Source organism: Mesorhizobium sp. USDA 4775 (genome assembly GCF_054062655.1).
Genome location: NZ_JBSSFM010000001.1, coordinates 3,127,545 through 3,146,954, shown reverse-complemented (window position 1 = coordinate 3,146,954; position 19,410 = coordinate 3,127,545). Strand labels below are relative to the sequence as shown.

22 protein-coding genes and 1 pseudogene are annotated in these 19,410 nt (G+C 62.0%); 7 read left to right on the top strand and 16 right to left on the bottom strand.

All coding sequences use genetic code 11. The features are described 5' to 3' along the window. Window positions 1-2 precede the first annotated feature (2 nt). Window positions 3-2,069, bottom strand: coding sequence for an excinuclease ABC subunit UvrC (gene uvrC, locus ACVILI_RS15025; protein WP_019857310.1), 2,067 nt, complete (start codon window positions 2,067-2,069; stop codon window positions 3-5). After that, window positions 2,066-2,831, bottom strand: a pseudogene (locus ACVILI_RS15020) (SDR family oxidoreductase). Before ACVILI_RS15020 ends, uvrC begins: the two are co-directional and overlap by 4 nt. A 413-nt stretch (window positions 2,832-3,244) precedes the next feature. Between ACVILI_RS15020 and ACVILI_RS15015 the strand changes: the two are divergent. Further along, window positions 3,245-3,901: an outer membrane protein gene (locus ACVILI_RS15015; RefSeq protein WP_038645772.1), complete on the top strand. Its 657-nt coding sequence runs from the start codon at window positions 3,245-3,247 to the stop codon at window positions 3,899-3,901. A gap of 61 nt (window positions 3,902-3,962) precedes the next feature. Here ACVILI_RS15015 and ACVILI_RS15010 read toward each other — a convergent pair whose 3' ends face one another. After that, window positions 3,963-4,559 (bottom strand): glutathione S-transferase family protein, encoded by a 597-nt coding sequence (locus tag ACVILI_RS15010; RefSeq protein WP_457102475.1) that lies wholly within the window; start codon window positions 4,557-4,559, stop codon window positions 3,963-3,965. Between the two features lie 418 nt (window positions 4,560-4,977). Next, the gene (locus ACVILI_RS15005; RefSeq protein WP_196232816.1) at window positions 4,978-5,352 is read right to left on the bottom strand and encodes a hypothetical protein; all 375 of its coding nucleotides are present in this window, start codon (window positions 5,350-5,352) and stop codon (window positions 4,978-4,980) included. 643 nt (window positions 5,353-5,995) lie between these two features. On the opposite strand from ACVILI_RS15005, the gene ACVILI_RS15000 reads away from it, so the two are divergent. Then, window positions 5,996-6,307, top strand: coding sequence for a transcriptional regulator (locus ACVILI_RS15000; protein ID WP_038645770.1), 312 nt, complete (start codon window positions 5,996-5,998; stop codon window positions 6,305-6,307). A 108-nt stretch (window positions 6,308-6,415) separates the two neighbouring features. Here ACVILI_RS15000 and ACVILI_RS14995 read toward each other — a convergent pair whose 3' ends face one another. The 6 genes from ACVILI_RS14995 to ACVILI_RS14970 all read right to left on the bottom strand — a co-directional run bounded on the left by ACVILI_RS14995 (window position 6,416) and on the right by ACVILI_RS14970 (window position 10,174). Beyond that, complete coding sequence (locus tag ACVILI_RS14995) at window positions 6,416-7,030, bottom strand: LysE family translocator (protein ID WP_019857303.1); 615 nt, start codon at window positions 7,028-7,030, stop codon at window positions 6,416-6,418. 238 nt (window positions 7,031-7,268) lie between these two features. Beyond that, the gene (locus tag ACVILI_RS14990) at window positions 7,269-8,105 is read right to left on the bottom strand and encodes an EamA family transporter (protein WP_457102474.1); all 837 of its coding nucleotides are present in this window, start codon (window positions 8,103-8,105) and stop codon (window positions 7,269-7,271) included. Beyond that, the gene (locus ACVILI_RS14985) at window positions 8,102-8,683 is read right to left on the bottom strand and encodes a TetR/AcrR family transcriptional regulator (protein ID WP_038652405.1); all 582 of its coding nucleotides are present in this window, start codon (window positions 8,681-8,683) and stop codon (window positions 8,102-8,104) included. Before ACVILI_RS14985 ends, ACVILI_RS14990 begins: the two co-directional genes overlap by 4 nt. A gap of 133 nt (window positions 8,684-8,816) precedes the next feature. Beyond that, complete coding sequence (locus ACVILI_RS14980) at window positions 8,817-9,269, bottom strand: hypothetical protein (RefSeq protein WP_019857300.1); 453 nt, start codon at window positions 9,267-9,269, stop codon at window positions 8,817-8,819. An 89-nt stretch (window positions 9,270-9,358) separates the two neighbouring features. After that, window positions 9,359-9,721, bottom strand: coding sequence for a DoxX family protein (locus tag ACVILI_RS14975; protein WP_019857299.1), 363 nt, complete (start codon window positions 9,719-9,721; stop codon window positions 9,359-9,361). Window positions 9,722-9,751: 30 nt separating this feature from the next. Beyond that, window positions 9,752-10,174 carry a VOC family protein gene (locus ACVILI_RS14970; RefSeq protein WP_019857298.1) on the bottom strand — a complete coding sequence of 141 codons (423 nt, stop codon included), beginning with the start codon at window positions 10,172-10,174 and terminating at the stop codon, window positions 9,752-9,754. A 205-nt stretch (window positions 10,175-10,379) separates the two neighbouring features. On the opposite strand from ACVILI_RS14970, the gene ACVILI_RS14965 reads away from it, so the two are divergent. Further along, window positions 10,380-11,153, top strand: a complete 774-nt coding sequence (locus ACVILI_RS14965) for an AraC family transcriptional regulator (protein WP_020628817.1) — start codon at window positions 10,380-10,382, stop codon at window positions 11,151-11,153. A 34-nt stretch (window positions 11,154-11,187) separates the two neighbouring features. Here ACVILI_RS14965 and ACVILI_RS14960 read toward each other — a convergent pair whose 3' ends face one another. From ACVILI_RS14960 to ACVILI_RS14950, 3 genes are all read right to left on the bottom strand, one after another. Beyond that, a complete protein-coding gene (locus ACVILI_RS14960) occupies window positions 11,188-12,036 on the bottom strand; it encodes a 23S rRNA (adenine(2030)-N(6))-methyltransferase RlmJ (RefSeq protein ID WP_019857293.1) in 849 nt (282 codons plus the stop codon). Window positions 12,037-12,098: 62 nt separating this feature from the next. Next, window positions 12,099-12,704 carry a hypothetical protein gene (locus ACVILI_RS14955; RefSeq protein WP_038645766.1) on the bottom strand — a complete coding sequence of 202 codons (606 nt, stop codon included), beginning with the start codon at window positions 12,702-12,704 and terminating at the stop codon, window positions 12,099-12,101. Window positions 12,705-12,723: 19 nt separating this feature from the next. Continuing rightward, a complete protein-coding gene (locus ACVILI_RS14950) occupies window positions 12,724-13,374 on the bottom strand; it encodes a TetR/AcrR family transcriptional regulator (protein WP_240564698.1) in 651 nt (216 codons plus the stop codon). Window positions 13,375-13,486: 112 nt separating this feature from the next. Between ACVILI_RS14950 and ACVILI_RS14945 the strand changes: the two genes are divergently transcribed. The 4 genes from ACVILI_RS14945 (at window position 13,487) to galE (ending at window position 17,096) form a co-directional block, all read left to right on the top strand. Continuing rightward, entirely contained in the window at window positions 13,487-13,960 is a 474-nt protein-coding gene (locus ACVILI_RS14945) for a carboxymuconolactone decarboxylase family protein (RefSeq protein ID WP_051726760.1), read from the top strand. 312 nt (window positions 13,961-14,272) lie between these two features. Continuing rightward, a complete protein-coding gene (locus ACVILI_RS14940) occupies window positions 14,273-14,500 on the top strand; it encodes a hypothetical protein (RefSeq protein ID WP_141700921.1) in 228 nt (75 codons plus the stop codon). Window positions 14,501-15,027: 527 nt separating this feature from the next. Beyond that, window positions 15,028-16,068, top strand: coding sequence for a UDP-glucuronic acid decarboxylase family protein (locus ACVILI_RS14935; protein WP_038645758.1), 1,041 nt, complete (start codon window positions 15,028-15,030; stop codon window positions 16,066-16,068). Further along, complete coding sequence (galE, locus tag ACVILI_RS14930; RefSeq protein ID WP_038645756.1) at window positions 16,065-17,096, top strand: UDP-glucose 4-epimerase GalE; 1,032 nt, start codon at window positions 16,065-16,067, stop codon at window positions 17,094-17,096. Before ACVILI_RS14935 ends, galE begins: the two co-directional genes overlap by 4 nt. Before the next feature lies 1 nt (window position 17,097). On the opposite strand, the gene ACVILI_RS14925 is transcribed toward galE, so the two are convergent. From ACVILI_RS14925 to ACVILI_RS14915, 3 genes are all read right to left on the bottom strand, one after another. Next, the gene (locus tag ACVILI_RS14925) at window positions 17,098-17,511 is read right to left on the bottom strand and encodes a hypothetical protein (RefSeq protein ID WP_069091813.1); all 414 of its coding nucleotides are present in this window, start codon (window positions 17,509-17,511) and stop codon (window positions 17,098-17,100) included. A gap of 418 nt (window positions 17,512-17,929) precedes the next feature. Next, window positions 17,930-18,574, bottom strand: a complete 645-nt coding sequence (locus ACVILI_RS14920) for a DUF995 domain-containing protein (RefSeq protein WP_244748221.1) — start codon at window positions 18,572-18,574, stop codon at window positions 17,930-17,932. A 332-nt stretch (window positions 18,575-18,906) separates the two neighbouring features. Continuing rightward, window positions 18,907-19,317 carry a hypothetical protein gene (locus tag ACVILI_RS14915; protein ID WP_223217757.1) on the bottom strand — a complete coding sequence of 137 codons (411 nt, stop codon included), beginning with the start codon at window positions 19,315-19,317 and terminating at the stop codon, window positions 18,907-18,909. Between the last annotated feature and the right edge of the window lie 93 nt (window positions 19,318-19,410).

Here is a 19,410-nt window from a genome sequence, read left to right as displayed (position 1 = left end):
TTTCAACTTTCGTGAAAATGATTGTAGACCAGTTTGGCGACCTGTTCGGAAATACCGTCGACTTTCCTCAGATCCTCGATCGCGGCACGGCTGACGGCCTTGGCGGTGCCGAATGCCAGCAGCAGCGCGCGCTTGCGGCCGGGGCCGATGCCGGCGATCTCGTCGAGCGGGCTTTTGACCATCTCCTTCTTGCGCCGCGCGCGGTGAGAGCCGATGGCGAAGCGATGGACCTCGTCACGCAGCCGCTGGACGAAATAGAGCACGGGGTCGCGCACCGGCAGCGAAAAAGAATCCCTGCCCTTGACGAAAAAGCGCTCGCGGCCGGCATCGCGGTCCTGCCCCTTGGCGATGCCGATCGCCACGACGCGGTCCTCGATGCCGAGATCGGCGAGAATCTTGCGCACGGCCGTCATCTGGCCCTGGCCGCCATCGATCAGGATGACGTCGGGCCAGGCCGGGAAGCTGCCGGAGATGTCGTCTTCGACATCATCGCCCGCTTCCACCGAAGCCGCGTCGTCGGGCGCGACATCGCCGTGCTCCTTGAGCAGTCGCGAAAAGCGCCGCTCCATCACCTCGCGCATCATGCCGAAATCGTCGCCCGGAGTGATCTCGGTCGAGCGGATGTTGAATTTCCGGTACTGGTTTTTCACGAACCCTTCCGGTCCCGCGACAACCATGGCGCCGACGGCATTGGTGCCCATGATGTGCGAGTTGTCGTATACCTCGATGCGCACCGGCGGCTTGGCCAGGCCGAAGGTCTCGGCGAAACCGGCAAGCAACCGTCCTTGCGTCGAGGTTTCGGCCAGCCTGCGGCCCAACGCCTCCCGCGCATTCTGCAGGGCGTTGTCGGTCAGGTCCTTCTTCTCTCCGCGCTGCGGCACAGAGATCGCAACCTTGCGGCCGGCGCGGGTCGAGAGCGCCTCGGCCAGCAATTCCTGGTCCTCGACGCCGTGCGACAGAAGGATGGCGCGCGGCGTCGGCTTGTCGTCGTAGAACTGCGCCAGGAACGAGCCCAATACCTCGGCCGCTTCCAGGGCAGGATCGGCCTTCGGGAAATAGGCGCGGTTGCCCCAGTTCTGGCCGGTGCGGAAGAAGAACACCTGGATGCAGACCTGCCCGCCTTCCTGATGGATGGCGAAGACATCGGCCTCGTCGACGGTCGCCGGGTTGATGCCCTGATGGCTCTGCACATGCGACAGGGCGGCCAGCCGGTCGCGATAGATGGCGGCCCGTTCGAAATCGAGGTCTTCAGATGCCTGCTGCATGGCGGCCGAAATCTCGGTCTTCACCTTCTGGCTGCGGCCGGACAGAAAATCCTTCGCCTCGGCGACCAGTTCGGCATAGCCGTCATGCGAGATTTCGCCGGTGCAGGGGCCGGCGCAGCGCTTGATCTGATACAGCAGGCACGGCCGCGTGCGGTTCTCGTAGAACGAGTTGGTGCAACTGCGCAGCAGGAAGGCGCGCTGCAGCGAATTGATGGTGCGGCCGACGGCGCCGGCCGAAGCAAAGGGGCCGAAATAGTCGCCTTTCCGCGACCGCGCGCCACGATGCTTGTAGATGCCGGGCGAGACATGGTCGCCGGTCAAAAGGATATAGGGAAACGACTTGTCGTCGCGCATCAGCACGTTGAATCGCGGCCGCAAGCGCTTGATAAGATTGGCTTCGAGCAGCAGCGCCTCGATCTCGGTGCGGGTGACGACGAATTCCATCGTCGACGTCTCGCGCACCATGCGGCCGATGCGGTTGGTGTGGAACCGGCCTTGCGCGTAGTTGGTGACGCGCTTCTTCAGGCTGCGCGCCTTGCCGACATAGAGCACGTCGCCTGCGGCGTTCATCATGCGGTAGACGCCGGGTGCGTTGGGCAGCCGTTTGACCAAGGTCTGGATCACCTCGGCGCCGACCATGCCTTCGGCATCGCCGGCATGCGGCGTCCAGTCGATGGCGGTGAAGGCGACATCCGGGCCTGTCGGTTCGACGATCTCCTCGAGCGCCTCGTCCTCGAGGTCGATTTCGGGAGGCAGGTCATCGGCGCCGCCACGCGCCTTGTTTTTGTGATCCAAAGGACTCATTCCGTCATGCCTGTCACATCGGGCGTCTGCCATGCAAGATGCTGGCCGCCATCGAGCGCGATCATCTGACCGGTGACCGAGCGCGCATCCCAGAGATAGCGGATGGTGGCGCCGAATTCCGGCAATTCCGGGCCGCGCTTCAGGATCAGGCCAGCGAGCTGTGCGCCAAAATCGGTATCGTCCTGGCGCACATTCTTCAGTGTCGGGCCAGGCCCGATCGCGTTGACGCGAATGCGCGGGCTGAGCGCCTGCGCCAGCATCTGGGTCTGGGTCCACAAAGCCGACTTCGACAACGCGTAGGAGAAGTAGCGTGGCGTCGGCCTCCAGACGCGCTGATCGATGATATTGACGATCAGCCCCTCGCGCCCTTCAGGCAAGGCGCGGGCGAAATTCTGCGCCAACAGCGCCGGCGTTTTCACGTGGATGGCAAAGTGGCGGTCCCCAGGCCTGCCAATCGAAATCCTCGATGGAATCGTCGACGAAAAGCGAAGCATTGTTGACCAGCAGAGAGATTGGACCCAGCGCGGCCTCCGCCTTGCCGACGAGGCCGCTGACGGCGCTCATGTCGGTCAGATCCGCCCCAACCACGGTGGCGCGGCCGCCGGACTGATTGATCCCCGCGGCCAAGGCATCCGCCTCGTCGTGCGAGCGATTGGCGTGGATGGCGACGGCAAAGCCATGGCCGGCGAGGTCTTCGACAATTGCCTTGCCGATCCGTTTCGCCCCGCCCGTCACCAGGGCCGCGGGAGTGGCTTTGCTCATCTGCTGTCAATCCTCGATTTCGGGCCGAAAACACGACGCCGACGAAATATGGCCCGGCATGCGTTAAACGGCATTCGCACTTGGGGCAGCATTGTGGCGAAACGCCCGCTTCGGCATGCCGACTCGCCTTGGAGTCGGAACCGCCGGAACGCAATATAGGATGCTGGACTCCTTGCACCAAGCGGTGTGCAGCGCAGCATGAAATGGCTGCTGACATTTCGCTGTTGCGAAGATGCAACGTCAAGGTTCCGCCTCATTCGCGCCGGGTAATGACCCAAGTTCAGGTTCGCTTCAGCCGCATTTTGACACGACATTTGGAACCGACGAACGCCAGATCCGTTTCACCCCCCGGACGGGTTGATGGCGATCGTGAGAAACAAGCCTGTGTCCTGTGGCTTAAGGAGTAAAGAACAATGCAAGCCAATCTCAAATTCGCACGGCCGCTGGCCGTCGCGCTCGGGCTCTTCGCCCTCGGTGGTACTGCCTATGCCGCAGACGTCGTCCAGGAAGAGCCCCCGGCACCCGCTCCGGTTGCCGAACTGCCTGTCGCGTCCTGGGCTGGCCCGTATGCTGGTCTTAACGTTGGCTACGGCTTCAGCGGCCGTACCAAGGAGAAGGATTTCGACGTTTCGACCGGCACAAAGGGTTTCGTCGGTAGCGTCTTCGGCGGCTATCAGTGGCAGCAGGAGAACTTCGTGTACGGCGGTGAAGCCGAACTCGGCTACAACGGCGTCAAGGGTGACGACAACGGCATCAACTCGAAGGGCGGCTTCGAAGGCTCGCTGCGTGCCCGTCTCGGCTACGCCGTGACCCCGGAAATCCTGCTCTATGGCACCGGCGGTCTCGCCGGCAGGAGCCTGAAGGTGGAAGACTCGGTCATTCCGGCCAGCGACACCGCCACGATGATCGGCTGGACCGCCGGCGTCGGCACCGACATCAAGCTGACCGACAACGTCTTCGGCCGTGTCGAGTACCGCTACACGGACTTCGGCTCGAAGAGCTTCGATGGTATCGGCAAGGTCAAGGCGACCGACAACCGCGTCACTTTCGGCCTCGGTATGAAGTTCTAAGTCGTTCAAGCCACGACACGAAAAAGCCGGGCCTCGCGCCCGGCTTTTTTATTGCCGGTGCTCAGGCCGGAACCGCCGACTTCAGCTCCGGAAATTTTTCGTCGAAACGCGCTGCCCAGCGGGTCAACCGGCCACGGCCTTTTTCCCATTTGCCGGCGAAACGCAGCGCGAGATAGCCGAGGCAGGCACGCAACGCCATCTGACCGGCAGTGATCTTCTTCGGCAGTTTCGGCGGATTGGCATTGAGCAGATCGAGCGCGGCGGTGATCTTCGTCCACTGCCGGTCGAGCCAGGGCTGATAGACCATCTCTTCGGGCCGGATGCGGCGCTCATAGACCATCGACAGCGCGCAATCGCAGATGCCGTCGGCCAGCGCCTCCAGCACCTCCGCCTCCAGCCGCTTGTCGGGATTGCGCGGAAACAAAGCGTTCTTCGAAATCCGGTTGAGGTGCTGGATGATGGCGCGGCTGTCGTGAACAGAACGGCCATCGTCGAGCACCAGCGCCGGTATCTTGCCGAGCGGATTGGCGCCGATCAGTTCGGCTGGTTTGTCCTCGGTCTTGACCGGCACCAGATCGATCGCGACCCCGGCATAGGCCGCGGCCATCCTTACCTTGGAGCTGTAAGGAGAGGTGGACGCATAGAGCAGCTTCGGCATGATCGGTTTCCTGTTTGCAGGCGCCCAGTGTTGACTGGACAGGCACTTGCGATCAACCGCCAGAGCGCGAAAAAACAGCAGCCAGAAACCGATGGCGGTTTCCGCTCCAGACATCACGGACAAGCCCACGGACTGGTACGCCGAAACACGCGCAAACGATGACGGCAGGTTGACGGGATTCAAACCTGCATTCATCCCACGAACCCGAAGCATCGCACCCGGGCCTTCGCCGACCGCGGCAAGGAGACGATCCAAAGAGCGAGCGAGGCAGCCAACCGGCGCCTCGCTTTGCTTGCCCCTCGATCCCATCCCGATGTTCAGCCCTCAAGGCTGAACCCCGCTGCCGGACAGCTTCGATCCAGAGCGTCAGAGCGTCCTTGCGAACCCCGAAGGGATACGCGACGCCCCAACGACTGGTCTACTTCTTGGCCGGAGCCTTCGCCTTCGCAGGCGCTGCCTTGGCCTTCGGCGCGGCGGCTTTCTTCACCGCGGGCTTTGTCGCGGCCGCCGCTGCTTTCGCGGCCGGCTTTGCCGCCGCCTTCGCGGCGGGCTTTGCCGCTGCCTTGGCGGGCGCTGCTTTCTTGGCTGCGGGCTTGGCTGCGGGCTTCGCCGCTGCCTTGGCCGCCGGCTTCTTCGCCGGTGCTGCCTTCGCTGCCGGCTTTGCCGCTGCCTTGGCGGGCGCTGCCTTCTTCACTGCCGGCTTTGCCACAGCCTTGGCCGCCGCCGGCTTCTTGGCCGGTGCTGCCTTCGCCGCAGGCTTTGCCGCCGCCTTCGCAGGCGCTGCTTTCTTCACTGCTGTTGCGGCCTTCGCCGCGACTGCTTTTGCGGGTGCTTTCTTTGCCGGTGCCTTGGATGCCGGCGCTTTAGATGACTGCTTAGCCATGTCATGCCCCTTCACGTTATGCCGTTGGCCGTGAATGACCCCGGCGCGCAATGCATATCTGACTCGCGGCTCGCTAGCCAGCGAAGCAATGGTATGATCTTCTCAGCTTAAATTTTGGTTGAGATCGACACACGATCGCACTCGTCATCGCAAAAATCCGCTGCTGATCTTCCGATACCGCCAGCAATTTCACTCCGGCATTCTCGATGCGAACCCACCATGAAGCCGCGAAGATTAGCGAGCAGCTTCACGCATGATCTTTGGCCGCGAATATCACGACCTGCCACCTCATCGAAGCAATCATCTTCTACGAGCGAGCGATCCATGCGGATCACGAGCGCGATGCGACGACCGATCTGAAGATCACCTTGTCAAGCGTAGTTCCATCGCCATCGGCTGATTGACAGATAACTCTGCAAGGCAGAGTATTCTGCGTAAAGTCAGGAGCTGGCGATTTGATTTCGATCACACAAAGGCAACAGACAGGACCGCAGCCCGTAATCGCCGAGCCACGTTGCGACGGTCCTGGGCTTTGCCGCAGTAGAGCCTATCGGTGAGCGCCGACGACATCATCCATCAAAGCATACGGCTCAGGATCATGGCCATCCTGAACACGTTGGAAAGGCGCGAGGCGCTGGACTTCACCCAGTTGAAGGCCATGATCGAAACGACCGACGGAAATCTCGGAGCGCACATCGATACGCTGGCCAGAGCGGGCTATGTCGATGTCGAGAAGCTTTTCGTCGGGCGACGGCCGCAGACCCGGGTCAAGGCAACGACGATTGGGCGGCGAGCTTTTCGCGGCCACATTGCTTTTCTTCGCAAGATCATCGATCAGGCCGAAGCGACGCAACGCAGGAAATAAGCGCTGCGACCGAGCGATCTCCAACTCTATGCGTTGACGCAATTGCCAAGGGGAAAGCGCTATGCGCTTTTCCCGGGAAAACCGTTTCACACTTTTCCAGGAATTGCTTTAGCGCGTGGCGACCACGGCAACGCCGGCGCCGATCATGACGCCGCCTGCCGCGCGGTTGACCCGGCGCACGATCCTGGGCGTGCGCAACAGACTGCGGGCACGGCCGGCGAGGAGGACATGCCCGCCGATCACCACAATCTCGACAGCCAGGATCACCGCGATCAGGATGCCGAGATGCGCTGATGTGAGCGAGGCACCGACGACGTTGGGCAACAGCGCCACGTAGAACAGCGGCATTTTCGGATTGCCGAGATTGAGCGCGACACCCGTGGCGAAGATCGTCAGCAGCCCGCGCCGCCCTGAGACGGGCTGCAGCTCCGGCACGACGGGCACGGCCGTCCACAGCTTGATGCCCATCCAGATCAGATAGGCCGCTCCGCCGTAGCGAAGCACCGTCATGACGATTGCCATCTTGGCGGCAATGATCGACAGGCCGAAGGCTGCGAGCATCAGGAAGATAAGGATGCCGACCACCGTGCCGGCGCCATAGGCGATGCCCGACGCGGCGCCGCTGGAGATCGTGCGGGCGACGATGGTCATGTTGTCGGGGCCAGGGCTGGCGGCGAACACGAAGAAGGCTCCCGCAAAGGCAATGATGGTGGCAAGGTCCATGACGGTTCCCGAAAGTGACGTGTTGCTCTCGGGTGTTCAGGTTAGCCGATTTGCCTGCCGGCGACAGCCCGAAAGTTCAAGGCCTTCGTGACGCCAGCAGCGCGGCCGCGGCGGATGCCGCGCCGAACAGGCAGGTGCCGCTCCAGCCCCACACCGCATAGGCAAGTCCTGCGAGACCCGAGCCGCAGGCACCGCCGAGAATCATCGTCGCGCGTGCCGGCAGGCGATTTGATTGTCGTCACGATTGATAAGCGAGGCAGATGGCGCCGAGCGCGACTACGGCGCAGGCGCCGACACGGCGGGGCGTCAGCGTCTCGCCAAGAAACAGCCGGCCGATGAAGGCCGCGAAGACGACGCTGGTCTCGCGAATCGCGGTGATCGGGCCGGCCGGCCCGGGCGCCAAGGCCGCCACCACGACGCCATAGGCGAGAAGCGCGAACAGGCCGCCGCCCAGTGCCTTCCAGGTTTCCGGCGCCCGCGGGTCGACAGCAAGCCGGCCGCGGCAAGCAACGAAGGTCGCCGGCAGCAACGCACCATAGGCCAGCAGCACCCAGGCCGTGTAGGCGCCGACATTGCCCGCCGCACGGACGCCGATCGCATCGACCGTCGCATAGGCGGCGATGATTGCTCCCGTTGCCAGCGCGTAGAGGATGGATGTCGTGGCGGCCCTTCCGCGTCCAAGCGACAAACCAACGATGCCGCCACCGACCAAGCCAACGCCGACGGTCTCCAGAACGGTAAGCTGCTGGCCGGCGAGCACGAAGCCGCCAAGGGTGACGAGCAGAGGCACGCTGCCGCGAACAATCGGATAGACCTGTCCCAATTCGCCGTATCTGTAGGCAGCCACCAGGAACACGCTGTAGCCGACCTGCAGGCAGGCCGAGAGGGCGACATAGAGCCAGGCCGATGTGGCTGGAAAACCGTTGATGATGGCAAGAGGAACGGCCAGCGCCGTGCTGGAGAAGCTCATGACGGTGACGGTCCACAACCTGTCGGCGCCGGTTCGCAGGAAGGCGTTCCAGCTTGCGTGCAGGATCGCCGCGAAGAGCGCGAGCCCGATGACCAGCGGGCTCATTGCGGCCTGCGCGAGGCGGCGACGACGTCCAGGGCCGTCTTGCGGGCTTCACGCAATGCGGTATCCGCCTGCCCCATCTGCGCCATCAGGGTGGCGCCTTCGATCAGCATCAACAGCGTCGCCGCCACGTTCTCGGCCCGGCCGCGCGGCATCACCTCCGACAGGATCGACCGCATGCGCTGCCTCAAGCCATTCTTCTGCCTGGCGACAGCCTCGAACACCGGGTGACCGGGATCGCCGAACTCGGCCAGCGCATGCGCGAACAGACAGCCGTGGAAATCCGGGCTGCGGAACCAGCGCCCATGCCAGTCGAATATCTCTGCGATCTTCTGCTCCGGCGTGATGCTCTTCTGGGCAAGCTGGTTGAGCTGATCGTCAAAACGCCTGGCGCGATAGTCGAGCACGGCGACGATCAGCTCGTCCTTGCTGGGGAAATGCCGGTACATCGTCATCTTGGCCACGTCGGCCTCGGCGATGATCCGGTCGATGCCGGTGGCATGGAAGCCGGCGCGTTTGAACAGCGCATAGGCGGTTTCGACAACATGCTGGCGTTTGTCGGAGACAGGCGACGGTGTCATGATGCGCACCATGTGATGAGACAGGTCTGTCTCATCACATGTGACGAATCTCACTTTCTGTCAACACGGCACAAAAACGCCTGCGGCTGATCGAGCCGCAGGCGCCAAAGCAGTCGGGAATGGAAAGCTGCGTCTAGCGCAGGACGCGGCAGCGGCCGTTATAGACCATCCAGCGGTCGAAGCCCGAGACGCAGAACTCGACATTGTCGCCGATCGAGGCGAAGCCCTGGCCTTCCTCGATCAGGTACCAGATGGTGCGGTCGCGTCCGTCGGAGAGACTGACGGTGGCGCCGCAATAGCGGCGGCCGATCGGCCAGGTGTCGTTGGCCGGCAGATAGCGATGCTGGTGGATGCGCCGGAAATCGGTGATCTGCACATCAGGCAGATGCGGCACGTGATGCACCTGATGGGAGAAGCGGCTGGTGATCTTGCTCAGCACCCAGGGCTGGCCGCAGACGCCGCCATCGTCATCGGAATAGACGGCAAGGTCAGCCGCCTGCGCCGCCTGGGTGATACCGAGAGGCGCGGCAAGCGGGGTGCAGAGCGAAATCAGGGCGGCAAGTGCGGATTTGGCGAAGCGAGTCATGGCAGCCTCTCAAGGTCGATTGCGCGCACTGTGCGGATTCGCTCGGCGGCGGTCAAGCGGTTGCCGAAACAATGGTTTCCAGAACAAGACTAGACGGTTGCCGCAAGCAGCAATCCGCCAATAACGGCGAAATTGACCAGAAAGGCGGATCGCGACGTTTGCCGTTCCAGTCCCTCACAGGCCCAGAACCGCAGCAGGAGCATGTTCGCCGCCAGCGTAAACACGACCAGTGCGCCGGCGGCGAAAGGCACCGCAATGCCCATGGCAAGCAAGGAGCCGGCGACGATCTCCAACGCCGAACCCGCGGCGAGCAGGAAGGCCGGGGCCGGAAAGTGCCGGCCGGCCAGATACTCGGTCATTGCCTTGAACTTCACGAAATGTTCGACGCCGGCCCATACAAACACGCCGCCGATCAGAAGCGCGCCCAGCGCCTGAACCGTTTGAGCGAACATGCCAACCTCCTGCCAGATGCCTGCCAGGGTTCAGTCCTCGGGAAGAAAGGCAGGGTTGAAGACGACTTCCCAGAGATGGTCATCCGGATCCTGAAAATAGCCGGCATAGCCACCCCAGAACGTGTCCTGGGCGGGCTTGACGGCGCGCGCGCCGGCGCTGATGGCCTGCGCCATCACGGCATCGACCTCGGCCTTGCTCGTGACATTGTGACCGATGGTGAATTCGGTCGGGCTGCGGCCGGTTTGAGCGACGCCGGCGTCATGGGCGATGTTGGGGCGTTCGAAGATCGCGAACTTCAAGCCGTTCCGCAGATCGAAGAAGGCGACAGCGCCGTGCTCGAACTCCTTGCCGATGATGCCTTCGGTCGGAAACCCCAGTCCGTTTCGGTAGAATTCGAGCGACGCCTCCAGATTATCGACACCAAGCGTGATGACACTGATGCGAGCTTTCATTTTGGTTTCTCCTTTCTATATTCTGGGCTTGAATGGTATCGGTGACCTCGGCGCCGATGTGGCCGCGATGACACCGAAAAGCTTCGTGCAGGTTTGCCATGGCGAGAGCGGCCCGCATTGAAGATTTCGGCCAAAATGGCCCCGGACCCGAATGGCGAGCGAACGAGAAGACCAAGGGCCGAGCAGACTGACGAAAGCTTAAGGGATGGAAGCTGTACTGGCGCAGACCACCGGCTTTTTCCAGGAACGCCCCGCAGACAGGCGGCTGGCTGCCACTTTCGCGTCCGTCTGGGTTCACCGCATGCGGGACCGGGACGCTCCACCTGTCTTGATAACGCCGGACGCCACGATCGACCTGCAGTGGATCGACGGCCGGTTCCGGATCGCGGGACCGGACCGGGAGCCGCAGATCGAGACACTGCCGTCAGGAGCGACGATTGTCGGATTGAGATTCCGGCCAGGGGCGGCCGCCGGCTGGCTAGGCGTGCCGGCCAACCGGATCTTGGGAGAGCGCCTCGACCTCGGTGACCTCTGGGGTGTGCGGGCGCGCCATCTGGCAGGCAACGTCCGCGCCACGCCCGATCTCGCGAGCATGGTGGGACAATTGGAGAAGGCAATCGGCGCGTACACGCAAAACCAGCATGCGCCCGATACGGTCATGGGCTTTGCCTTTGACGTCATCGACCGGGGTCTGCCAGCCGACAAGCCGCTGGTGCCGTTCCTGCTGCGCACCTTGCATATGAGCGAGCGGACGCTGCGTCGCCGTTTCGAAGAGAGTTTCGGCTACGGCCCAAAGACGCTCGACCGCATCCTGCGCTTTCATCGCTACCGGCGCTTGAGGCAAACGTCAGGCGACGCTTCAACCGCGGTGCTGGCGGTCGAAGCCGGCTATTCGGATCAGGCTCATCTGATACGCGAGAGCAGGCGATTGTCCGGCGTCACGCCATCTGCGCTCGCAGACGCCTCTTCGAGACGATAGCAGCGCCGCCCGACGAGGCCGAAGCCGAGGCCGCCTACTCTCCCGCCAGCCATTCCAGCGACCAGTGCGCCGGCTTTTCCACGGCGAGCAGTTTGTGCAGGGTCGGCAGCACGGTTCGCAATTCGCCTTCCAGCGTGAAGGGCGGGTTGACCACCACCATGCCGCTGCCATCGAGGCTGGGTTCCAAAGAGGCCGGCCTGATCTCGAATTCTATGTCGAGGATTTTCGGGATGCCGGATTGCTTCAGTGCCTTCCTGAAGGCGATCACCGCCTTGCGGTCCTTGATCGGATACCACAGCGCATAGATGCCGCCGGGCCAGCGCTTATGTGCCCTTATGAGGCCGTCGACGAGGCGGCCGAACTCGCCCTCCTCCTCGAAGGGCGGATCGATGAGCACCAGGCCGCGCTTCTCCTTCGGCGGCAGATGCGCTCCGAGCGCCAGCCAGCCATCAAGTTCCATCACCCGCACCTGGAAGTCGCCGGCGAATTCCGCCTTCAGCTTGGCGGCGTCTTTCGGGTGCAGTTCGATCGCCGACAACCGGTCCTGCTTGCGCAGGAGATGGCGCGCGAGCAGCGGCGAGCCCGGATATTTCTTCACGCCGTCCCCGGGATTGAGCGACCGCACCGCGTCCAGATAGGGCGCCAGCAGCGCGCCCGCCCTGGTATCGAACGAGGCATCGATCAGCCTGCCGATGCCGCCCAGCCACTCGCCGGTCTTCTGTGCCTCGACCGAGGACAGATCGTAGCGGCCAATGCCGGCATGGGTGTCGACGACGCGAAATGCCTTGTCCTTCTGCTTGAGATATTCAAGCAGAAGCGTCAGCACGACGTGCTTGACGACATCGGCGAAATTTCCGGCGTGGTACGCGTGGCGGTAATTCATGATCTGCTGCCGTTACGCATGTCGTTGCCCCAAAACCGCTGCACATTTTTGGGCGACATGCGTCAACCCCTGCCCCAGCGCGGTGGCGGCGGCTGCGAGTTCGGATTGTCCGGCCGGCCTCCACCCGAACGCCGGGACAGCAGGAAACCGATCAAGCCGACCGCCATCAGGGCGAAGCCGATCGGCCGCGCACGCCCGTCGGTTTCGCCGACACCGGAGCGCAAGATGAGATCGACCGCTCGCATCGGGATGTCCTCGGCGTCGCCCGGACCGACAGTGAAGACATAGGGACCGGAATTGACGCTTGCGATGACGCCTGCGTCGTCGCGAAAGATCTTGTCGGGCAGCTGCGGGCTGGCCTGGCGCGGATTGTCGACATGGTTGAACTGCAACGTCGAGGCAAGCACCGTGCGGCCATTGGTGGCGGCGGTCAGCGTCAACACAGTGCGCTGCTGCGAGACGATGCGTTCGGCCCTCGCGGTGAGGTCGACCAGGACGCGGACCGGGGCGTCGCGGCTTGAGAGCGACACGGTCAACGGCTTGAAGCGGCCTTGCTCATAGACCCGCCAGGTGCCGATCTCGCGGCCGGAAAAATTGGTCATCGCCCAGGGATAGATGAAGCCGATGCCGGTGCCGGCAAGCAGGATCAGGACAAACAGAAAGCGCATTCAGACACTCACCTCGTATTCACACCTTGCCGGACACCTGGCCGGCGCCGACACCGTCGCGCAGGCGTTCCATCTCGTCCAGCAGCATGTCGAGGCCAAGCTCGAATGTCTTGTCGAATTCGGCGGTACCGAAAAAGCGCCCGGCGGCCATGACGTTGGGAAAATCCCGGGCCAGTTGCTCGTCGCTGACCGTGTTTACCGCCGACGGACCTTTGGCATAGCCCGCATTCTCATCCAGCACGGCACCCATCAGATAGTAGCCGACGGCGCGAAACAGCCGCGCGCTGAGTTCGGTGTCGAAACCGCCATCCCTGAACAGGCTCAGAATGCCGTTCAGCCAGGCAAGGCAGATCGGCGAGTTCATCCGGTAGGTGACAAAGAAGGTGGCATAGGCGGGATGGTCGCGGCCGATACGGCGAAAATCCTCGATGGCGATGCGCATTCTTTGCCGCCACGGAAGGCCGGCGTCGGGCATTTCAAGAGCACCGACCAGCCGGTCGACCAGCGCTTCGTGCAAATGCGCCACCGAAGGAAAATGGTGGTAGATGCTCATCGCCTCGCAGCCGAGCGCCGCCGCCAGCTTGCGCATCGAAAAGCCGGCGAGTCCCTCCTTCTCGATCACCTCGAAGGCCGCGTCCTCGATCATTTCGCGCGACAGGCGCCCGCGCACTCGCTTTTTTTTGATTGATGTATCCATCGCGCCGCTTGACAACTTACACTGTAAGGTTCATTTTCCACATCACCTTACATCGTAAGGCTAACAAAGACCAGAGGAGAATGTCATGTCTAATTATCGCATTCTTTCATCCGTGCTTTCGTCGATACAGCACGGTTGCCTGCTCGCCGCCACCGGCTGTGCGCTGGCTGCCCTGGTCGCGGCACCTGCCTATGCCGACGACTATGATGCAACGCTAAAGGATATCCAGTCGACCATGGGCGGCGTACCGAGTTTTGTGAAGCAGTTTCCGAAGGCCGGTCTGCCCGGCGCCTGGGCCGAGGTCAAGGCCATCGAGCTCAGCGACAAGACGGCACTGCCGCCAAAGGTCAAGTCGCTGATCTCGCTTGCAGTGGCGGCGCAGATTCCGTGCAACTATTGCATCTGGTCGGATACGCAGGACGCCAAGCGCGCCGGCGCCACCGACGAGGAGATCCAGGAAGCCGTGGCGATGGCCGCGCTGACCCGCCATTGGAGCACCATCTTCAACGGCATGCAGGTCGATTTCGACACATTCAAGAAGGAGATGGGCGGGCAGTAGGCTATTCGGCCTGGAAGCGGTCGACCGCTTCCAGGTCGATCCATGCCCAATCGACAAAGGATAAATGCGACCGTTTTGTCGTGCCCCGCCAGCGGATGGCCCGCGGATGCGGACCATCCTCTGGCTCAGGATTTTGCGACCGGTTGTGCCGAGGTGCCGCTGCTTGCATACGCGATCGCGCAATGGACGGCGCTCTCTACCTATGCGCTCAATGCCATTGTGGAAATCATCGATGTTTCGGCATCGAATGGACGCTGGCGCCTTTCCCGACCAAAATGACCGTTGATCCCCGCCATGCGAATGAGAGGCCTTATGCACAAAGCCTTTGAGCAGTTCGATGGAACAAAATCGCGGTCCAAATCCGCCGTTATGCAGCGGTTTTCCATTCAGTTTTTGGCTCTCGGCTTTCTCTTGGCTATAAATGGCTGCGATGCCTCCGATTTTCGTAGAGAAATACTGGCAAAGTATTCACATCCCGACGTTTATGTTTGTAGCCCAAGCGGCTTTGGCCAGCAGTCTCATTGTGAACTGAAAATTTGACATCTGCGGGGATCGCCCAGGTCTGTTCTTCATGTAAGTATATTTCCTCGGACGCAGACCGATACGCGCGATGGAGTGGCGGCGTCGGCATTCTCAGCCCCGGCATTGTATCAGCCGCCAATCCAAACCATTGACTTGCAACGAGTATCTCCCCGAGCGCTTACGGTCCGACGTTGCGAAGCCGAGCCCAGCTGAGGGTTAACCATCCGCAAAATGTTATAGTTAAGAAAATACTAATTTAGTTGACTATGGTCTCCGCAGGTATATTTTTGATGCGTTGGGATGTGCAATTTGGGCGAGCAATCGACGATGATGGCACTGTACGTGTGATCGCGATTTTGGGGCGTGGAGACGGGTGAGCGGCAGCACTTAACGCGTGCGGCGCCGACTTGGCGAGCCCAGAGGACAATTAGCGCACATCAATGAACAGCGAATCCGCTGATGCGGAGGGTTTGTCACGTTCTGAAGGCGTCGCCGGGCTGTCGTCCCGGCGCGGCGATAGCGTGCGGGTTGCGTAGGGGAAAAGCATGAGCAAGGTCTTCAAGGTTCTGAAGCTGGGATCCGGGATCGGTCAAAGGGAGCCGCACCAAAAACGACGTCGCGCCCTGGTTGCCGGGGGCGCAGGCTTCCTGGGGTCGCATCTGTGTGAACGCCTGTTGCGGGACGGATATGACGTCGTCGCGCTGGATAATTTCCACACCGGCAAGAGATACAATCTCAACACCTTTCTGCGCGATCCCAGATTCACCTGCATCGAGCACGACATCGTCGATCCGCTGCCGGCCGGCCTTGAGGTCGACGAGATCTACAATCTCGCCTGCCCGGCCTCTCCGCCGCACTACCAGGCTGATCCGATCCATACGTTCAAGACAAGCGTGCTCGGTTCTCTGAACCTTCTGGAACTCGCGCGCCGGAGCAATGCCAAGATATTCCAGGCCTCGACTTCGGAGGTATATGGCGACCCGTTCGTGCACCCACAGCCCGAGAGCTATTTCGGCAACGTCAACACGCATGGACCACGGTCCTGCTATGATGAAGGCAAGCGTTCGGCCGAAACCCTGTTCTTCGACTATTCGAGGACATATGGGCTCGACATCCGCGTTGCCCGCATTTTCAACACTTACGGCCGCCGCATGCAGCCCGATGACGGGCGCGTGGTCTCGAACTTCATCGTCCAGGCGTTGCGCGGCGAAGACCTGACCGTCTATGGCAGCGGCCTGCAAACCCGCTCCTTCTGCTACGCCGACGATCTCATCGAGGGTTTCATCCGGCTGATGAATGCGCCGCATGCGCCCGCCCATCCGGTCAATCTCGGCAACCCCGGTGAATTCACCATCATGGAACTCGCGACGCTGGTCGTCGGCTACACCAACTCCAGATCGAAGATCGTGCACCGACCGCTGCCGATCGACGATCCAAGGCAGCGCAAACCGGATATTTCCTTCGCCAGGGACAATCTCGGTTGGGAGCCGAGGATCAACCTGGCCCAGGGGCTCGCCCATACCGTCGACTATTTCGACACCCTGCTCTACGGCAGCCGGATGATCACCGGGGCCGCGGCTTCATGAGCCGACCGGCGATCCTGGTGACAGGTGGGGCGGGCTTCATCGGCAGTCACACCTGCAAGCTGCTGGCCGCCGCCGGCTATCTGCCCGTGGCTTTCGACAATCTTTGCCGCGGCAACCGGAAATCCGTCGCCTGGGGTCCGCTTGTCGTCGGCGATATCCGGGATCGGGATGCGTTGCGGGCGGCGATCGGGACGTACAGGCCGACATCGGTCATCCACTTCGCGGCGCTGGCCTATGTCGGGGAATCCGTTCAAGAGCCGGCCGACTATTATTCGACCAACGTGACCGGAACCATCGCCGTGCTCGACGCGGCACGCGCGCACGCCATCGACAACATCATCTTCTCCAGCAGTTGCGCTACCTACGGTGTGCCGGAGGCGCTGCCCGTTCGCGAGACCTCCTTGCAAAATCCAATCAGCCCTTACGGGCGCACCAAGCTGATGGGAGAGCAGATCATCGGCGACTATGCGTCCGCCTATGGGATGAAATTCGCGATCCTGCGCTATTTCAACGCCTGCGGCGCCGATCCCGACGGCGAGCTCGGCGAGTGGCATTCACCCGAAACGCATCTGGTTCCCAGGGTGCTGATGGCGGCGTCCGGCATCATCGACGAGATCGAGGTCTTCGGCACGGACTATGACACACCGGACGGAACCTGCGTGCGCGACTATATCCACGTCAGCGACCTGGCCAGTGCCCATCTGAAAGCGCTCCAGCACCTCGAGGGCGGCGGACAAAGCCTGGCGGTCAACCTTGGCACAGGGCGCGGCGTATCCATCAGGGAGATTATACAGGCGGTCGGCCGGATAACCTCAAGACCGGTTCCGGCCGTCTTCAAAAACCGGCGCCCGGGAGATCCGGCAGAGCTCTATGCCGATCCGGGCAAGGCGCGCGCGCATCTTGGCTTTATGCCGCAGCTTTCCGACATCGACACGATCGTCAGGACGGCGGCCCCGTTCTTCGGATTGCGGACAAAACCGGCGGACCTGCCGCCAAGCAAGGCGGCAGCATCCCTCGCTGCTGGCTAGATCAGAGATAGCGCGGGTGGCAACTGGCGCGCTGACCAAATCCGCTGGGGCTGCAGATATAGGGCGAATTGCCCGGAAACGACCCACCAATGACAGGGTTGTAAGCGATCTTCGCGGGTCCCGGCGTGCCGATTTTGATCGGCTGTGGTGATACGAAAGCGTAGTCAATTTCGGTCGACCCTGTCGTGCTCGTCATCAGAAGCTCAGGCTCGACTCTAAGCGAATGAACCGCGGTCATGGCGTAGAGCGGCAGGACCGCGGGTTTGCTGCGGACCGGATGAACCACAGGCTTGAAAGCGACCGCATCGGTTTTTGTCGCATCCAGGGCCTGGCAACCCGAGATCATCGCCACGGCCGCAACAATGCGTAGACTATATATGCCTGGACGAAATGCGCCCATTGCGGAATTGCTCATCACTATCCCCTCTTATCAAGCCAAGGGCGAGGTGCGGCACTCTATGCTGTCGTTGCCTTCACGCCGCTGAGTAGCCACCTGCCACTTAGGAATCACGCCGAATATTAGACAATGCTTATTAAACAAACCGTGCGATTGGGCGCAACCTCTCGCCGTTTTATAGGATTAAATGCAATTCATCGAAGAGTGCGCCAGCAACTCCGGTCGGACCCCACCCTCACCCTTCACGATAAGTGATTCGTAAGTTCCCGGACAGGCTCCCACCAGGCAGCCTGCCGTCGAACCAGAGACCGGTTTGACGGTCTGCCCAACCTGCCACAATGGGACGGAGCAGGATCGCGAAAATCGCCGGCCGCGACAAACTTTCATTCCGGCCACGCCGCAAGGCATCACCGGCTCAGTATGGCTGAAACATGACCTAATTCTTGGAATCGATCAGCTTGCGGGTCTCTTCGAACTGCGCGCCCTTAATGTCGCCCACTTCGAATTTCCGGTATTCATCGGAAAGGTCCTCGGGGGTTCGTTTGAAACTGTACCAGTCCCCGTCCGGATCCTTGCGCTGCTCAATGGCCCCGCCCCTGACGCGGTGGCTATAGCAGATCCGCTGCTGCTTGCCCTTGTAGCTCTTGGATCGCCAGGCGGCGTCCATGCACATCTTGCCGTCCTTCGTCACCAGCCACCTGCCCTCGGCGACAGAGGCTGAATCCTGCCCCGAAGTCCAGGCCCGGAAGGGGCGGCCGGTCTGTCCAAAATAGGCCGCTCCATCTTTCCACAGCCACGTGCGGTCGGTGTAGAGACGCTGCAGCTCGAAAGCCGTCGGCACGGTGGCGGCGGCTTCCGCGGGCTTGGCGTTCTTTTCGTTGGCCGCTTGAGCCGCTCCGGAAAGCGCCAACTGACCACAAACGACCAGCAGGGGCACAAGCCAGGCGTGTCTGGCAGACTGGCCGCCTTCCCGCTCACGACTTATGCAAGGCCAAGGCAATCCGGTCGAAACTGTCAGCGCAATCAGCAGTCGCATTTCGGTTTTTCGTACCCCGATCCAGCATAACGCCGACACGACCATGACTCAGAACACCCCGCCCGGAGCGTTCTCTCCATCGACACAACGCTGGATTTCCCAGGTCGCGCGGTCAGCAGTTGGCTTGCGAGCATTAACAGTCGGGCAAAGACCGATGTCAATCTTTTGCGCCGTGGCGAGGTGGCCAAGGTTCGAGGGATCGGCAAGCTCCGGTAAACCAGACCCGCCCGAGACTTCGACGTCAGGCCACGAGAGCCGATCGAAGACGCTTGTCGATTGGTATCGGCGCGAATGGAAATCCGGGCGCAGGAGGTGCTGGCGCGACCCGTGCCGCCTGACCTCTCACGCCCGGATTCCGGCCCCCAACTCAACTCTTGTTAGCGCGCGCGGCAAGTCGCGCGCTGGCCAAATCCGCTTGGACCGCAGATCCACGGCGAATGGCCCAGGAGCGGGCCGGCGCTACCCAGCCTGTAAGAAACCTTCACCGGCGCCGGCGTGACGATCCTGGCCGGCTGCGGCCGGACGAAGGCGGCGTAGGCCGTTTCAGTCGTGCGCGTCACACTGGTCATCTGCATGAGGCGCTTGTGGTGGAACACGCGAACCTGCTTCTTGCCGACGGTGTGAATTTTCTTGGCGGATGCATGCACCATGGGCGTGCCAGCGAGTGAGCCGGTCGTGGTCGCGTCCATGCTCTGGCAACCGGAAACGATCGAGATCAGTGCAATGGCGGCTATAGACCAGGCATTTTTTCTGCCCTTGGCAGCCAAATCCCTCATCAACTTGTTCATCACCTATCCCCTGCCGAGAAATGCAAGTCGATTGGACGCGGAGATATTTTTCTTTGGTGTCTTCCACGCCGCGTGAACAGCCAATCGCCATTC

Bases quoted from the DNA above. Each gene is read 5' to 3' on its own strand.
- uvrC (WP_019857310.1), bottom strand. From the start codon at position 2,069: ATGAGTCCTTTGGATCACAAAAACAAGGCGCGTGGCGGCGCCGATGAC.
- ACVILI_RS15015 (WP_038645772.1), top strand. From the start codon at position 3,245: ATGCAAGCCAATCTCAAATTCGCACGGCCGCTGGCCGTCGCGCTCGGG.
- ACVILI_RS15010 (WP_457102475.1), bottom strand. From the start codon at position 4,559: ATGCCGAAGCTGCTCTATGCGTCCACCTCTCCTTACAGCTCCAAGGTA.
- ACVILI_RS14995 (WP_019857303.1), bottom strand. From the start codon at position 7,030: ATGGACCTTGCCACCATCATTGCCTTTGCGGGAGCCTTCTTCGTGTTC.
- ACVILI_RS14990 (WP_457102474.1), bottom strand. From the start codon at position 8,105: ATGAGCCCGCTGGTCATCGGGCTCGCGCTCTTCGCGGCGATCCTGCAC.
- ACVILI_RS14985 (WP_038652405.1), bottom strand. From the start codon at position 8,683: ATGACACCGTCGCCTGTCTCCGACAAACGCCAGCATGTTGTCGAAACC.
- ACVILI_RS14980 (WP_019857300.1), bottom strand. From the start codon at position 9,269: ATGACTCGCTTCGCCAAATCCGCACTTGCCGCCCTGATTTCGCTCTGC.
- ACVILI_RS14975 (WP_019857299.1), bottom strand. From the start codon at position 9,721: ATGTTCGCTCAAACGGTTCAGGCGCTGGGCGCGCTTCTGATCGGCGGC.
- ACVILI_RS14970 (WP_019857298.1), bottom strand. From the start codon at position 10,174: ATGAAAGCTCGCATCAGTGTCATCACGCTTGGTGTCGATAATCTGGAG.
- ACVILI_RS14965 (WP_020628817.1), top strand. From the start codon at position 10,380: ATGGAAGCTGTACTGGCGCAGACCACCGGCTTTTTCCAGGAACGCCCC.
- ACVILI_RS14960 (WP_019857293.1), bottom strand. From the start codon at position 12,036: ATGAATTACCGCCACGCGTACCACGCCGGAAATTTCGCCGATGTCGTC.
- ACVILI_RS14955 (WP_038645766.1), bottom strand. From the start codon at position 12,704: ATGCGCTTTCTGTTTGTCCTGATCCTGCTTGCCGGCACCGGCATCGGC.
- ACVILI_RS14945 (WP_051726760.1), top strand. From the start codon at position 13,487: ATGTCTAATTATCGCATTCTTTCATCCGTGCTTTCGTCGATACAGCAC.
- ACVILI_RS14940 (WP_141700921.1), top strand. From the start codon at position 14,273: ATGCACAAAGCCTTTGAGCAGTTCGATGGAACAAAATCGCGGTCCAAA.
- ACVILI_RS14935 (WP_038645758.1), top strand. From the start codon at position 15,028: ATGAGCAAGGTCTTCAAGGTTCTGAAGCTGGGATCCGGGATCGGTCAA.
- galE (WP_038645756.1), top strand. From the start codon at position 16,065: ATGAGCCGACCGGCGATCCTGGTGACAGGTGGGGCGGGCTTCATCGGC.
- ACVILI_RS14925 (WP_069091813.1), bottom strand. From the start codon at position 17,511: ATGAGCAATTCCGCAATGGGCGCATTTCGTCCAGGCATATATAGTCTA.
- ACVILI_RS14920 (WP_244748221.1), bottom strand. From the start codon at position 18,574: ATGGTCGTGTCGGCGTTATGCTGGATCGGGGTACGAAAAACCGAAATG.
- ACVILI_RS14915 (WP_223217757.1), bottom strand. From the start codon at position 19,317: ATGAACAAGTTGATGAGGGATTTGGCTGCCAAGGGCAGAAAAAATGCC.